15 protein-coding genes are annotated in these 14,767 nt (G+C 61.6%); 10 read left to right on the forward strand and 5 right to left on the reverse strand.

Features of this window, described 5'->3' with window-relative positions:
* Positions 1 to 107: 107 nt before the first annotated feature.
* On the reverse strand, positions 108 to 1,415 hold the full coding sequence (locus J0W34_RS12015; protein WP_407941095.1) for a pyridoxal phosphate-dependent aminotransferase: 1,308 nt from the start codon (positions 1,413 to 1,415) through the stop codon (positions 108 to 110).
* A gap of 136 nt (positions 1,416 to 1,551) precedes the next feature.
* On the opposite strand from J0W34_RS12015, the gene J0W34_RS12020 reads away from it, so the two are divergent.
* The 5 genes from J0W34_RS12020 to J0W34_RS12040 all read left to right on the forward strand — a co-directional run bounded on the left by J0W34_RS12020 (position 1,552) and on the right by J0W34_RS12040 (position 6,686).
* Entirely contained in the window at positions 1,552 to 1,929 is a 378-nt protein-coding gene (locus J0W34_RS12020; RefSeq protein WP_227814294.1) for an Mth938-like domain-containing protein, read from the forward strand.
* Positions 1,930 to 2,012: 83 nt separating this feature from the next.
* Positions 2,013 to 2,468 carry a peroxiredoxin gene (locus tag J0W34_RS12025; protein ID WP_230968951.1) on the forward strand — a complete coding sequence of 152 codons (456 nt, stop codon included), beginning with the start codon at positions 2,013 to 2,015 and terminating at the stop codon, positions 2,466 to 2,468.
* Between the two features lie 73 nt (positions 2,469 to 2,541).
* On the forward strand, positions 2,542 to 3,954 hold the full coding sequence (locus J0W34_RS12030) for a PhoH family protein (RefSeq protein ID WP_227814292.1): 1,413 nt from the start codon (positions 2,542 to 2,544) through the stop codon (positions 3,952 to 3,954).
* A gap of 130 nt (positions 3,955 to 4,084) precedes the next feature.
* Positions 4,085 to 5,977 carry a DUF294 nucleotidyltransferase-like domain-containing protein gene (locus J0W34_RS12035; protein WP_230968952.1) on the forward strand — a complete coding sequence of 631 codons (1,893 nt, stop codon included), beginning with the start codon at positions 4,085 to 4,087 and terminating at the stop codon, positions 5,975 to 5,977.
* A gap of 61 nt (positions 5,978 to 6,038) precedes the next feature.
* Positions 6,039 to 6,686, forward strand: coding sequence for a 3'-5' exonuclease (locus J0W34_RS12040; RefSeq protein ID WP_230968953.1), 648 nt, complete (start codon positions 6,039 to 6,041; stop codon positions 6,684 to 6,686).
* On the opposite strand, the gene J0W34_RS12045 is transcribed toward J0W34_RS12040, so the two are convergent.
* Positions 6,665 to 7,315: a hypothetical protein gene (locus J0W34_RS12045; protein ID WP_230968954.1), complete on the reverse strand. Its 651-nt coding sequence runs from the start codon at positions 7,313 to 7,315 to the stop codon at positions 6,665 to 6,667. The two genes, J0W34_RS12040 and J0W34_RS12045, sit on opposite strands and share 22 nt — an antisense overlap.
* A gap of 406 nt (positions 7,316 to 7,721) precedes the next feature.
* Between J0W34_RS12045 and J0W34_RS12050 the strand changes: the two genes are divergently transcribed.
* The gene (locus J0W34_RS12050) at positions 7,722 to 8,273 is read left to right on the forward strand and encodes a C40 family peptidase (RefSeq protein ID WP_227814288.1); all 552 of its coding nucleotides are present in this window, start codon (positions 7,722 to 7,724) and stop codon (positions 8,271 to 8,273) included.
* Positions 8,274 to 8,279: 6 nt separating this feature from the next.
* Here J0W34_RS12050 and J0W34_RS12055 read toward each other — a convergent pair whose 3' ends face one another.
* Positions 8,280 to 8,618, reverse strand: a complete 339-nt coding sequence (locus tag J0W34_RS12055; protein WP_227814287.1) for a DUF2325 domain-containing protein — start codon at positions 8,616 to 8,618, stop codon at positions 8,280 to 8,282.
* 123 nt (positions 8,619 to 8,741) lie between these two features.
* Between J0W34_RS12055 and J0W34_RS12060 the strand changes: the two genes are divergently transcribed.
* Positions 8,742 to 9,758: an extracellular solute-binding protein gene (locus tag J0W34_RS12060; protein WP_227814286.1), complete on the forward strand. Its 1,017-nt coding sequence runs from the start codon at positions 8,742 to 8,744 to the stop codon at positions 9,756 to 9,758.
* 65 nt (positions 9,759 to 9,823) lie between these two features.
* Here J0W34_RS12060 and J0W34_RS12065 read toward each other — a convergent pair whose 3' ends face one another.
* A complete protein-coding gene (locus tag J0W34_RS12065; RefSeq protein ID WP_230968955.1) occupies positions 9,824 to 10,381 on the reverse strand; it encodes a GNAT family N-acetyltransferase in 558 nt (185 codons plus the stop codon).
* The gene (locus J0W34_RS12070) at positions 10,378 to 12,021 is read right to left on the reverse strand and encodes an ABC transporter permease (RefSeq protein WP_230971676.1); all 1,644 of its coding nucleotides are present in this window, start codon (positions 12,019 to 12,021) and stop codon (positions 10,378 to 10,380) included. Before J0W34_RS12070 ends, J0W34_RS12065 begins: the two co-directional genes overlap by 4 nt.
* A gap of 167 nt (positions 12,022 to 12,188) precedes the next feature.
* On the opposite strand from J0W34_RS12070, the gene J0W34_RS12075 reads away from it, so the two are divergent.
* The 3 genes from J0W34_RS12075 to J0W34_RS12085 are packed head-to-tail and all read left to right on the forward strand — an operon-like array spanning position 12,189 to position 14,719.
* A complete protein-coding gene (locus J0W34_RS12075; RefSeq protein ID WP_227814284.1) occupies positions 12,189 to 13,280 on the forward strand; it encodes an ABC transporter ATP-binding protein in 1,092 nt (363 codons plus the stop codon).
* Positions 13,277 to 13,969 carry a leucyl/phenylalanyl-tRNA--protein transferase gene (aat, locus tag J0W34_RS12080; protein WP_230968956.1) on the forward strand — a complete coding sequence of 231 codons (693 nt, stop codon included), beginning with the start codon at positions 13,277 to 13,279 and terminating at the stop codon, positions 13,967 to 13,969. The genes J0W34_RS12075 and aat overlap by 4 nt, the downstream gene beginning before the upstream one ends.
* An 18-nt stretch (positions 13,970 to 13,987) precedes the next feature.
* Positions 13,988 to 14,719, forward strand: a complete 732-nt coding sequence (locus J0W34_RS12085) for an arginyltransferase (protein ID WP_230968957.1) — start codon at positions 13,988 to 13,990, stop codon at positions 14,717 to 14,719.
* Positions 14,720 to 14,767 lie beyond the last annotated feature (48 nt).

The raw sequence follows: 14,767 nt of genomic DNA on the forward strand, positions 1-14,767 counted from the left end.
CTTGAGTAGTCACCCCCGGGCGTCCGGCCCGGGACAAAATTGCCTCGATCGACGCCCGGCGCATCACCGGGCGACAGATCGAGACGCGTATTCTAACCGCTTCCGCTTCAGCCGCCCGCGTGACGCTTGCGGTAATGGTCGAGGAAGCGTGCGATGCGCCCGACAGCGTCGCGCAGGTCGTCTTCGTGCGGCAGGAACACCAGACGGAAGTGATCCGGCTGCGCCCAGTTGAAACCCGTGCCCTGAACGATCAGCACCTTTTCCGCCTCGAGCAGTTCGAGCACGAACTGCTGATCGTTCTGGATCGGGTACATCGTCTGATCGAGCTTGGGGAACAGATAGAGCGTTGCCTTGGGCTTCACGCAGCTCACCCCCGGAATCTGGGTGAGCAGGTCGAAGGCGAGGTCACGCTGTCGCGTCAGACGGCCGTCCGGTGCCACCAGCTCGGTAATGCTCTGGTAGCCGCCCAGCGCCGTCTGGATACCCGACTGCCCGGGGACATTCGAACACAGACGCATCGAGGCCAGCATGTCGAGGCCTTCGATGTAGTCACGGGCATGGCGCTTTTCCCCGGAAACCACCATCCATCCGGCACGGTAGCCGCAGGCACGATAGTTTTTCGACAGACCGTTCATGGTCACGCACAGCACGTCATCGGCCAGGGAGGCGATGGACGTATGCGTGGCACCGTCGTAGAGCATCTTGTCGTAGATTTCGTCGGCGAACACGATCAGCTGGTGCTGGCGGGCCACCTCGAGAATCTGCTTGAGGAATTCGTCCGGATACAACGCGCCGGTCGGATTGTTCGGATTGATGATGACGATGGCGCGCGTGTTGCTGCTGATCTTGCGCTTGATATCAGCGATATCCGGAATCCAGTCCGCCTGCTCGTCGCACACATAGTGGACGGGTGTGCCGCCCGCCAGGCTGACGGCTGCGGTCCACAGCGGATAGTCCGGTGCCGGCACCAGCACTTCGTCACCATTGTTCAGCAAGGCCTGCATGGACATGACGATCAGCTCGGACACGCCGTTGCCGATGTAGATGTCCTCGATGCCCACCCCGGCAATGTTTTTCTGCTGGGTGTAATGCATGATCGCCTTGCGCGCAGAGAACAGGCCCTTCGAATCGGTATAGCCGGAGGCGCCACGCAGATTCTTGATCACGTCGACAACGATCTCTTCGGGCGCTTCAAAGCCGAAGGGCGCCAGATTGCCGATGTTGAGTTTGGTCACCCGGTGACCTTCGTCTTCGAGCTGCTTGGCGCGCTCGAGGACCGGGCCGCGAATGTCGTAGCAGACATCCGCCAGCTTGTGGGACTTGCGCACCGCCCGCATGGCGGCCGCATCGGTGCAGGCCGCGCCTGCTGCGCCTCCGACCGATTCTGCCACCTTGAGATTGGGCGTCGTGCTCATTTCATTCCCCTTTGACTGGATCACCCCGACCCCTCCGGCTCGCCCCATTGCGAACAACGGTAATTTGGTCGGGAAAACAAAAGATTGTAATCTAAATCATCCCCTGTTCGCGGCCCTGCCCGCACTGAATGAATTCATGAAACTTCACGAAGACACGCTGGACGACCTGAACGTGATCACCGGCTACGGTGACGACCATGTACTCATCAACGGCGAGGCCATGACAGGCAATGTCATCGTCCTGCCGCGCAGCACCCGCACGGGATGGGCGCCGAACGGTTTCGACGGGCTGACGAGCGACGACATCGCCCCACTGGCCGCACTGGAGACCGATATCGTCATCATCGGCACCGGATCGCGTCAGCGCTTCCCCTCCCCGGCCATTCTGCGCCCCCTGATCGACGCCCGAATCGGCATGGAAATCATGGACGTAGCAGCGGCCTGCCGCACCTACAACATTCTCGTGGGCGAAAACCGCAACGTGGCCGTGGCCCTCATGTTCGACGCCGCCTGAGGGCGGCGGGCACTGCGCCCGTTTGTCTTCCGGTCGCGTTGTCGATTACTCTGCGATCACACCCGTTCCACGCAGGAGAATCGATGAGCGCGACCACCGCCCCCGACATCAGCTTGCCGGCCACCGGCGACCAGGAAATCAACCTGGCCAACCTGAAGGGCCAGCCGGTCGTGGTGTACTTCTATCCGAAGGACAGCACCCCCGGATGCACCAATGAAACCCGCGATTTCGGCACTCTCCATCCCGAGTTCGAAAAGCTCGGTTGCAAGGTCTTTGGTGTCTCCCGCGACAGCATCAAGTCCCACGACAACTTCAGAGCCAAGCTCGAAACGCCGTTCGACCTCATCTCGGACGCCGACGAAGCGCTGTGCTACGCCTTCGATGTCATCAAGATGAAGAACATGTACGGCAAACAGGTGCGCGGCATCGAACGCAGCACCTTCGTCATCGACAAGGACGGCAACGTCTGCCAGGAATGGCGCAAGGTGAAGGTGGATGGCCACGCCGCCGCCGTCCTCGAATTCGTCAAGACGCTGTAAGCAAACCGTCACACCATTGGGGTTGCAAGCCCCGCTTGCAGCCACACCCGCCAGCCCTGATTCCGGAGCCTGCATGGTCACCAAACGGCGAACCAAAGCCTACAAGAACAAGCTGTTCGTACTCGACACCAACGTGCTGATGCACGACCCCACCAGCCTGTACCGCTTCGAGGAGCACGACCTGTTCGTGCCGATCATGACCCTCGAAGAACTCGACGGAAACAAGAAGGGCATGTCCGAAGTGGCGCGCAACGCGCGTCAGGCCAGCCGCATGATGGACGAGATCGTCAAGGCCTGCCCCGACGGCATCGAAGAGGGCATCGATCTCACCATTCCGTCGCGCGAACAAGCCACCGGCAAGCTCTTTCTGCAGACCGAGGCCATCGATCTGCATCTGCCGCCCGGCCTGCCCACCGGTCGCGGCGACAACCATATCCTTGCCGTGGTCGCCTTCCTGGCCAAACGCTTCCCGAAGCGTCCGGTCATCCTGGTCTCGAAAGACATCAACATGCGCATCAAGGCGCGTGCCCTCGGTCTGGAGGCTCAGGACTACTTCAACGACAAGGTCCTTGAAGACACCGATCTGCTCTACGCCGGCGCGCGCGAGCTGCCACCCGACTTCTGGGAAGCCCACGCCGCGGATCTGGAATCCTGGAAGGAAGAAGGACGCACCTACTATCGCCTCAAGGGGCCGCTGGCCAGCGAACTGACGATCAACGAGTTCGTGTTCGACAGCAAGCAGGATGGCGCCTTCGACGCATGGGTGGTCGAGCAGGACGGACCGTCGGTCGTGCTCGAAACGCTGACCGACTATTCGCATCAGAAGAACAATGTCTGGGGCATCACCGCTCGCAACCGCGAACAGAACTTTGCCCTGAACCTGCTCATGAATCCGGAGATCGATTTTGTCTCCCTGCTCGGCCAGGCCGGTACCGGCAAGACCCTGCTCACACTGGCTGCCGCACTGACCCAGGTGCTCGACACCAAGCGCTACAGTGAAATCATCATGACCCGGGTGACGGTACCGGTCGGCGAGGACATCGGCTTCCTGCCCGGAACGGAAGAAGAGAAAATGACGCCGTGGATGGGTGCGCTGGAAGACAACCTGGACGTGCTCAACGGCACCGTTGACGAAGGCGGCGAATGGGGCCGCGCCGCCACGCGGGACCTGATTCGTTCGCGCATCAAGATCAAGAGCCTGAACTTCATGCGCGGGCGCACCTTCATCAACAAGTTCCTCATCATCGATGAGGCGCAGAACCTGACCCCCAAACAGATGAAGACGCTCATCACCCGCGCCGGCCCCGGGACCAAGGTGGTGTGTCTGGGCAACATCGCGCAGATCGACACGCCCTACCTCACCGAGGGCAGTTCGGGTCTTACGTTCGTGGTCGATCGTTTCAAGGGCTGGCCGCATTCCGGCCATATCACCTTGCAGCGTGGCGAGCGCTCCCGCCTCGCCGACCATGCCGCAGAGGTCCTCTGAAGCACATTCCGACGGCATGAATACAACAAGGCGCCCCCGAGGCGCCTTTTTCATACCCGAAGTTTGAGCGAGATCAGCCTGCGGGCGAACACCCCTCCTATAATTCGCGGATAACGATGAGGGAGCAACGATGACGACAGCAGCACAGGTACTTGCCGGGGCCAGCACCGACTTTCTGAAGCGGTACTCGCCATTCGACCAGATGCAGCCCGAAGCGCTCGAATTTCTCGGCGAACGGCTCCTGCTCAGTCACTTCGCCAAGGGCAGCGCCATTCTGTCGCCCGAGATGGGGCAGCCGCGTCACTTCTTCATCATCCAGCGTGGCAAAGTGCAGGCCAGCCAGGCGGGCAACGTGGCGGTCACCGAATACGCCACCATGACACTGAGCCCGGGTGAATGTTTTCCGATCGGCGCCATTTCCGCTGGGCGTGCCTCCACCAACAACTACGTCGCACTGGAAGACACGTTCTGCTACCAGCTCCCCGCGCGTGACTTCATGGAGCTGATGCGCATCAGCCCTGAATTTCACGTCTTCTGCACCCAGTACATCGCCAGCCTGCTCAACCAGTCCCGGCAGCAGCTGCAGACGACATTCTCGCAGCGTGCGGCCGAACAACAGACCATGACGACGCCCCTCGGCGCGCTGATCAAGCACGAACCGATATGCGTCACGCCCGACACGCCCTTGCGCAAAGCGCTCGAAACCATGGCGGAACAACGCATCGGCTGCATGGTGATTGCCGATGAGGCATTGAAGCCGGTCGGCATTCTCACCCAGAGCGATCTGTTGCCCCGCGTGGTGCTGCCGGAGTTCGACCTGAGCCGCCCGATCTCCGAGGTGATGACCAGCAAGCCGCACGTGCTGTCAGCCACCGCTACCGCCTACGATGCGGCACTCGAGATGGCCACCCACGCCGTTCGGCATCTGCTGGTCGTCGATAGCATGGACCGCCTCAAGGGCGTCGTCTCCGAGCGCGATCTGTTCACCCTGCAGCGCATTGGCCTGCGCCAGATCCGGGCAAGCATCGAAGGTGCCGAGGATATCGATTCGCTGCAACGGGCCAGCCAGGACATCCGTCAGCTCGCGCTCAACCTGATCGCCCAGGGCATTGGCGCTGAACAGCTCACCCACTTCATCTCCGCGCTGAACGACGCCCTCACCCGCCGGATCATCATCCTCGAACTGGATCGCCACGACCTGGCCGGCATCGCATTCTCGTGGGTCGCATTCGGCTCCGAAGGCCGGCACGAACAGACCCTGTCCACCGATCAGGACAACGGCATCATCTACGACCCGAAAGACAGCAACAAGGACGAGGCCAAGACCCGACTCCTGGCGTTTGCCAAGGATGTAAACAAGGCTCTCGATGCCTGCGGATTCCCGCTGTGCAAGGGAAACATCATGGCCAGCAACCCGGATCTGTGCCTGACGCGCGAGGAGTGGGAGCGCCGCTTTGGCGCATGGATTCGCCAACCTGATCCGCAGGCGCTCCTGAATGCCTCGATCTTCTTCGACTTCCGCGTGCTGTACGGCAACGAAAAGATCGCCGACGAGCTGCGCCGCTGGCTCAACAACGCCGCCAAGGGCAACAGCGCTTTCCTGCGCATGATGGCGCACAACGCACTTCAGGTCGCGCCACCGCTCGGACGCATTCGCGACTTCGTGGTTGAAGACGACGGCATGATCGACCTGAAGAAATCCGGCGCGCGTCTCTTTGTGGATGTGGCCCGCATCTTTGCGCTACGTTCAGAGGTTGAATCATCCAGCACGGTGCAGCGCCTGCGTCAGGCGGGCCAGAAGTCCGGCATGCCCGCGGACGAACTCGATGCCATGATCGAAGGCTTCCACTTCATTCAGCTGCTGCGCCTGCGCTCGCAGCACCTGGAGACCGAGCATGATGCCCCGGGTGACAACAAGGTCCATCCGGATCGACTCAACGAACTGGACCGACGCATCCTGAAAGAGGCATTCCGACAGGCACGCAAGCTCCAGTTGCGCCTCAAACTGGACTACCAGCTCTGATTCTTCCGACAATAACAATACGGCCGCGCCTGCCGCGGCCCCACACGAAAGAGCATTGCCAATGAACTGGCTGACCAAGATGTTTTCCGGCGACCACCCGGCCGCCAACCTGCCTGAGGCGCTGCGAGAGCGCGTCGAACAGTGGCGCGCGCTTGAGGAACCGTCACTCGACAGCTCCCACAGCGACACCCGCTATTGCATTGTCAATACCGAAGCCACCGGCATGGACCTGAGCAAGGACCGCCTCCTCGCCGTGGCCGGCATCGGCGTCGAAAAGGGCCTCATCGCCCACCGTGACGCCCTCGAAATCGGCTTCGATTCGCCCGCCGAGGCGCTGGTGCAGATGCTCGAATTCATCGGAAAGTCACCGGTGATCATTTTCAACGCCGAATTCAACCGGACGGCATTGATGGCGGCATTCGAGATGCATCTCGGTTTCGAGCCGGACATCGAATGGATCGATGCCTACTGGCTGCTGCCCAGCCTCTTCAACGACAAACACGACCGTCCGGTACGTCTGGCCGACTGGATGAAGGCGATGGGCGTTGAAACCTTCCAGCGGCACCGGGCGCTGGGTGACGCCTATGCCATCGCCAAGCTCTTTCTTGCTGCACAGTCGAGGGCCAGTCAGCGCGGCTATCGCACGGTGCGCAGCATTGTCGATCTGGCCATCTCCCGAAAACGGCTTCAGCGCTCGATTTCGTCCTGAGTGCTCACCGTCGGCTGCGCCATCAACCACTCGCGCAAGAACTGCTTGTCCGGCAATTGGGATGCGTTCCAGCACGCGTAACGGACCCCGACCTCATCGAGCATCTCGCGCTTGAGGCGGTTTGCCGCAAGGTCCTGCCGAGCCCGCTCCAGATCAACAACGCCGGCCACACGCAGCTCTGCATCGCAAATAACGAAATCGAGCAGCATGTCCTTCTGGGCGCGGTCCTTGCCCACCACCCGGCGCAAGGAGCCGCGCGCAAAGATCTCATGCCCCGGCAAGGCCGTCTTGAGCCACCGCCACACAATGAGGTGGGAACGCTCCAGATACACCGGGCCAATCGCGCTGGGGCGCACATCGGGCTCTCGCTCAGGCACCGGGGTGAAGCCCATCGGGACCCGCGAGATCTCCGCCTCCCGGGCATGAGCTGCCACTATCGATGACACCGCTGGCGAGCCGGTTGCGGGGCTGTCCATCATGACGTCACCGCCGCGACGCCCGTGCATCTCCATCAGAAATGCCTGCGCACGCGCCTCCTCCGCTTCTCGGAGCTCCTCACGTCGCCGACGCAAGTAATAAAACAAGCCTGCAAATGCAGCAATGAAGATGAACGTGAACAACCACGCCATATTCGACTCCCGTCTCGGCCGGGCCGGTCAGATCAAGTGAAATCATGTTAGCGACACTTGCATACAGGGTCGAGTCATTCACCGATCCCCCATCCGGAGAAACAGTCCACCGGTCAGATCAGGGCCACAGCCATGCGGATACGCAGCAGTCGCGGTTATGCATCGGAGCAGGCTGAGATGAGAGCGATCATGCTGTCGGAGGCACTTCTGGAGAACACAGGGCCTAGACTATTGGGTCAGGACTCATGCTGTCGAACTCGACCGCTTCGCTTTTGCGAGCCCCCGGTTCTGCGGCCAGACAACCCGACGAAGACCCGATGCATGGGGTTGCACTGAACGGCGCTCGCAAAGACCGCCATTAAATCAGCGCTTTACGAAACATCTCGTCATGCGTATAGTCACGCCGATGCGATTTTTGACAGCGCTACCTTTCTTGCTGACCTGCCTGTTGGGCTCCGCCCATGCGACCGAGGCACCTTCGGCCCAGCTTGACGCTGTCCCGGTGGTGAGTGTGGATCCGACGGTCAAGCCCAGTCGCAAGCCTCAACTCACCGAAGTCGTGCTGCACGGCTTGAGCTTTCTGGACATCCCCTACCGCTACGGTGGCACCACCCGGGATGTCGGCCTCGATTGCAGCGCCCTGGTCCAGAAGGTGTTTTTCGAATCTCTCGGCATGTCTTTGCCGCGCACCACGCGCGGGCAGGCACTCGCCGGTGTCAAGGTTGCTCGCAAAGAGCTCAAACCCGGCGACCTCGTGTTCTTCAACACCCGCCGTCGCGCCTTCTCCCATGTTGGCATCTATCTGGGCAACGACCGATTCCTGCACGCGCCTTCCAAGGGCGGCAAGGTTCGCATCGAAAAGCTCAGCGTGAGCTACTGGAACAAGCGATTCAACGGCGCCCGCCGAGTGATCAAGCCTCAGACGCAGCTGACTGCGGCGACCCAGACCACCCCCTGAACACGCTCATGCCCGACTGCGGCGATCGCAGGCGGGTGATTCGCACTGACGGCAGCGACTGGCTTCGCGTTTGTCGAGCGCTTGTTTAAGGGCACACACCGACCGGCGACAACACACCAGTTCAACCCCCGCTCGCGAGGCCGCTTCGCGGAAACGCAGCATGACGTTGTGCCCCAGAAAGTCGGTAAACAGAATCACCATCTCGATGCCGGTGGGCAGATCCGAGGCGCGGCGCTGGTGCGAGCGATCACGTCCGGTCACATGCGCCGCGATATGGATACCGAACTCTTCGAGTACGCCTGGAATATTGCCAAGTCGATCTGCGCCGACGAGCATTGCGTTCATGATGAACTCCTATATGCGAATGGTTCTCATTCACTATACCTAAACGCGAATGGTTTGTGTTTACAAATTGTTCTCGTTACACTTCCCTCCAGCTTGAATCCGATCCACGAAGGAACCTTCAGAATGAAACGTCTAGCACTCGTCTCGGCGATTTTTGCCACCCTGACCACTGCCGTCGCGCACGCCGAAGAACAGGTGGTCAACCTCTACACCTCCCGCCACTACCAGTCCGACGAAGTCCTGTACGAGAACTTCACCAAGACGACAGGCATCAAGGTCAATCGCATCGAAGGCAAAGACGACGCCCTGATCGAGCGCATCCGCAACGAAGGCGAACACAGCCCGGCCGATGTCCTGCTCACCTCCGATGCCTCACGCCTCGGCAAGGCATCGAGCCTCGGCCTGCTTGCCCCGCTCGACAGCAAGGTGCTCGAGGAGCGCATCCCGGCCAACCTGCGCACCAGCGACTGGTTCGCCTTCTCCAAGCGCGCCCGCATCATTGTGTACAACCAGAAGAACATCGACCCGGCCATGGTCCAGAATTACGAAGATCTGGCCGATCCCAAGCTCAAGGGCAAGGTCTGCACCCGCTCCGGCAGTCACCCGTACAACCTGTCGCTGGGCGCCTCCCTCATCAAGCGCCTTGGCGCAGATGCGACGGAAGCCTGGGCCAAGGGCGTGGTCGCCAACTTCGCCCGCAAGCCCAAGGGCGGCGACACCGATCAGATCCGTGCCGTTGCCGCCGGGGAATGCGGCGTGGCGATCGCTAACTCCTACTACTTTGCCCGCTTGATGAATTCAGACAAGCCGGAAGACCAGGAAGTGATCAGCAAGGTCGGCATCGTGTGGCCGAATCAGGCCAACGTCGGCACCCACGTGAACATCTCCGGTGGCGGTCTGGTCAAGACTGCACCGCATGCAGCCGCCGCCAAGGCGTTTCTGGAGTACCTGAGCACCGACGAGGCGCAGCAGTATTTCGCCAACGGCAACAACGAGTGGCCCGCCGTGCCGAGCGTCAAGGTGAGCAACCCGGCGCTGGACAAGATGGGCGAATTCAAGGCAGACCCGCTGCCGGTCGCCGAACTGGCCGACGGCGTGGCCGAAGCCCAGAAAATGTATGATCGCGCCGGTTACCAGTAATCAGCCCGACATCGACAAAAAGCCCGGCATGCCGGGCTTTTTGTTTTTTGATCCTCCGTTTTACATCAGCCCCCGGGGGTCAGGCAGAACATCAACGCCTCATGCGCCTGCTGACGGAACATCAGCCGGTTCGCCAGAAGCCCCTCGCAACGCGCACCCAGCTTCTCGGCAACGCGCCGGCTGCGCAGGTTGTCAGGCAAGACCACGATTTCCAGCCGATTGAGCCCCATGTGCTCGAAACCGAACCGCACCGCCAGTTGCGCAGCACGCGTCGCAACCCCCTGCCCCGTGTGCAACGAAGACACCCAGTACCCCAGGTTGGCAAAGCGATTGCACGGGTTGATCTGATTGATCCCGACGCAGCCGACCAGTTGCTCGCGCTGCGTGTCGAAGATGCCGAACTCCCGATTTGCCAGCGAAACGGCCCACTGACCGCAACTGTCGTCAATGAAGGCTCGCGCCGAATCGATTGAATAGTCGGCGCTCGCCCAATCCTGCCAGCGCGACAACTCAGGCATGGACGCGCTCACGGCGTCGAACAGCGCCATTGCATCGTCCGGCACCAGCGGTCGAATGAAACACCGGCCCTGCGCATAATCAATGCGCAGGCTGGCTGTGCTCACGCCTGACTCCGTCGCTGCCGCGCAATCTGTGCGGAAAGCACGATCACGGGTACCAGCCCCACGGCAACGATCATGAGCGCCGCCGTAGAGGCCTCCGCCAGGCGCTCATCCGCAGCAAGATTGAAGGTCTGGGTGGCCAGGGTGTCGAGATTGAAGGGACGCATGACAAGCGTTGCCGGCAACTCTTTCATCACATCCACGAAGAGCATCAGCCCTGCGGTGAGCAGGCTGCCCCTCAGCATGGGCGCATGAATGCCGCGCAAGGTCGCCCACAGGCCAGCCCCCAGATTGCGTGCCGCTTCATCCATCGACCGGGTGATGCGCCCCAGACCGGTATCGATGGTATGCAGCGCTACACTGAGGAAGCGGGTGAGATAGGCATAGACCAGCGCCGCCATACCACCGGTCAGAATGAGGCCGGGACTCACGCCGGACAGCGCGGCGATGGCATCGGCCAGCCAGTTATCCAGTTGCGTAACCGGGATCAGCACGCCCACCGCAATGACGGTGCCCGGCACGGCGTAGCCCAGACCCACGAGCCGGTTGAAGAACGCGGTGACCGGGGTTCGGGACAAGCGCTGGGCATACGCCAGCAGCAAGGCCAGCACCACACCGATGACGGCAGTGACGCTTGCCAAGGTGAAACTGTTGGCCGCCAGACCGATGAATCGTGGCCCGAACTGGGCATCGCCCTCATTGAAGGCCATCTTGAGCAGCAAACCCGCCGGCAGCAAGAACCCGAGCAGCAGAGGCAGGAAACATACGGCAAAGGCCCCCCAGCCCGCCATGACGGACAAGCGCTGCCCAAACCCCGGGCGACGTTGACGGGAGGTGTCGTTGAAGCGGGCCCGCCCCCGACTCATGTGCTCCAGCACCAGGACGAAGATCACGAACGACAGGAGCACGCCAGACAGTTGCGCCGCTGCAGTGCGATCCCCCAGGGAGAACCATGCGCGATAGATGCCCGTGGTGAACGTCTGGACCCCGAAGTATGAAACCGTGCCGAAATCCGCCAGCGTTTCCATCAACGCGAGTGCCGTCCCTGTCACGATGGCCGGGCGTGCCAGCGGCAGCGATACCCGAAAAAAACAGGCCCACGGGCCCAGTCCGAGTGAGCGCCCTGCCTCCATGGCCCCGGACGCACGCTCCAGAAAGGCCGTACGCGCCAGCATGTAAACATAGGGATAGAAAACGAAAGCAAACATGGCGATCGCGCCGCCCACTGTTCGCACGTCGGGAAACCAGTAATCACCGGCCTCCCAGCCGAACAGGTTGCGCAACCCCGTCTGCACCGGGCCGACAAACTGCAGAAAATCGGTAAATACGTAGGCCATGACGTAAGCCGGCATGGCAAGCGGCAGGATGAGGGCCCACTCAAAGAGGCGACGGCCCGGAAAATCGTGCATCACGGTCAGCCATGCGGTCGCGACCCCGACCACTGCAACACCAAGGCCCACGCCCAGGCACAGCCAGACCGTGTTGATCACGTATTCGGCCAGCACCGTCTCAAGCAGGTGTGACCAGGTATCACCGGTGCTCCAGTCAGTGAGCGAAGCAAACACCGCCATGATCGGCACTGCCGCAAGCACGGCGACCACAATGGCGGCGACGGTCAGCCAGCGGTGCTCACCGAGGGGCATTGAGCGACGGAGCTTGGGCAAATCAATCGATCCGAAGGTAGGATGTTGGGCAGACGGTACTGCCGGGCCGCGCCCGGAGCAAGAAAATCAAGCCTCATGCGTGAGGTGTGGAGCGGCTAAATTATAATGGATCTCATTCTCTTTCACCCGCGAATTGCGCCGATTCCATGACCTTGCTTGAAGTCGATCAGCTCACGCTGGCCTACGGCCGCCACCTGGTGGTGGATTTGCTGGACTTTGCCCTCGAAAAGGGCAGTATCGGATGCCTGCTCGGTCCCTCGGGTTGCGGCAAGACCACCGTCTTGCGCGCCATTGCGGGCTTCGAGCGCGTCCATGGCGGCAGCATCCGCATCGGTGCCGAACAGGTCAGCGGTACCGGCGTGCACATCCCCCCCGAGCGTCGGCGCATCGGCATGGTGTTCCAGGACTATGCGCTATTCCCACACCTGACGATTCGCGACAATATCGGCTTCGGCCTTCACCGTGCCGATGCCGGCACCCGGAGCCGACGCGTCGACGCCATGCTCGAGCTGGTGGGCCTCGGGCCGCAGGCCCAACGATTTCCGCATGAACTCTCCGGTGGGCAGCAGCAGCGGGTCGCACTCGCGCGAGCACTGGCCCCCGCCCCCGATCTGCTGCTCATGGATGAGCCCTTTTCCAACCTGGACGTCGAGCTGCGCGAGCGCCTGTCGCTCGAAGTGCGGGCCATTCTCAAGGAAACCGGAACCACCGCCATTCTGGTGACCCATGACCAGAATGAGGCTTTCGCCGTGGCGGATGTGATCGGTCTCATGCACGACGGCGCGCTTCAGCAATGGGACACGCCCTACAACCTGTATCACAAGCCGGTGAACCGCTTCGTGGCGGACTTCATCGGCCAGGGTGTGCTGATCCCCGGTCGCATCATCGGCGAGAACCAGGTCAAGATCGCCCTGGGCACCTTGCGCAGCGAGTTGCCCATGGACTGCGGCCCGCTTGGCATCTGCCCGCCCGGCTCGGACGTGGACGTGTTGCTCCGCCCCGATGACGTGGTTCATGACGACGCCAGCGAACAGACGGCCGTTGTGACCAACAAGGCGTTCCGGGGTGCCGACATCCTCTACACCCTGGAACTCGACAACGGCGTCAAGCTGCTCTCGCTGGTGCCCAGTCATCACAATCATGCGCTGGGCGAACGTATCGGCATCCGGCTCAATGTGGATCACGTGATCACCTTTTTCGAGCCCGCGCGATTGCCCGAGAGCGAACTCGATTCATGATTCCCTGGCTCACCGAGCCGGCCTTCCCCCCGGTCACACAGGCACTCGAAGAACCCAACGGACTGCTTGCCGCAGGCGGCTCGCTGGAGCCGCACTGGCTGCTTGCTTCGTATCGTCGAGGCATCTTCCCCTGGTTCAGTGACGGGGAACCGATCCTGTGGTGGAGCCCCGATCCGCGCATGATCCTGCGTCCGGGTCACATCAAGGTGTCACGCAGCCTGCGCAAGACACTGCGTCAGGGGAAATTCGAATTGCGCGTCGACAGCGACTTCCCGGCCGTGATCCATGCCTGCGGCCAGCTGCGAGCGCAAACCCATGGCACCTGGATCACCCCGCACATGGAGCGCGCCTACTGCCGGCTGCACGAACAGGGCTTCGCGCACAGTATCGAGAGCTGGCTGGACGGCCAGCTGGTGGGTGGCCTGTACGGGGTTGCGCTCGATCGCGCGTTTTTTGGCGAATCGATGTTCTCCATGGTCACTGATGCCTCCAAAGTGGCGCTGGTGCACCTGGGCGAACTGCTTGAGCCACGCGGATTTGGCGTGATAGATTGCCAGATGACGACGGCGCATTTGCGCTCCATGGGTGGCGAAGAGATCCCCAGAGCGCAGTTCGTCGAGGAACTCAACCGTCTGGTGTCACCCTTACCGACGCCGCAGGATTGGCGCCGACCCGACGGAGATTCATGAGGACGCCCCCAACGGCCCATGCAGCAGGATTATCCCTACGCCCTCATTCAGTTCTATGTGACCGGTCCGTACGACTGCTCGTATCTGGCGGATCAGCGGGCTCGCTCGCAGGTCGCCACGCCCAACCACATCATTGACACACCGGTCTATTCGGAACTGGTTCGAAACGGTTTTCGACGCAGCGGTGTCTTCACCTACCGGCCTTACTGCGATCACTGCCGGGCCTGTGTGCCTGTCCGGGTCCCGGTCGCGAAGTTCGTCCCCAACCGCTCCCAGAAGCGCGCGTTGCAACGACACCACCAGATGACCGTGCGCGAGATGCCGCTCGAATTCAATGACGAGCACTATCAGCTTTACCAGCGATATCAACTGGCCCGGCACGCGGGCGGCGGCATGGACCAGGACAGCCGCGAACAGTATGGTCACTTCCTGCTTCAGAGCCATGTGGACACGCGGCTCATCGAGTTTCGCCAGGATGGCATCCTGCGCATGGTGTGCATCATCGACTGGCTCACCGATGGTCTGTCGAGCGTCTACACCTTCTTCGACCCGGAAATCCCCAACGCCAGCTACGGGACCTGGGGCGTGCTCTGGCAGATCGAGGCCTGCCGCCAGCTCAACCTGCCCTACCTCTACCTGGGCTACTGGATCCGCGACAGCCGCAAAATGGCCTACAAATCGCGTTTCCGCCCGCTCGAAGGGCGAGTCGCCGGCAACTGGCGTCCGCTGACCGACAGCGACTTCGAGTAGCCATCAGACCCGCCTGAAACGGGCTTAAAAGGCTGACGCAACGCAACA

Source organism: Nitrogeniibacter aestuarii (assembly GCF_017309585.1).
Classification (GTDB): Bacteria; Pseudomonadota; Gammaproteobacteria; order Burkholderiales; family Rhodocyclaceae; genus Nitrogeniibacter; species Nitrogeniibacter aestuarii.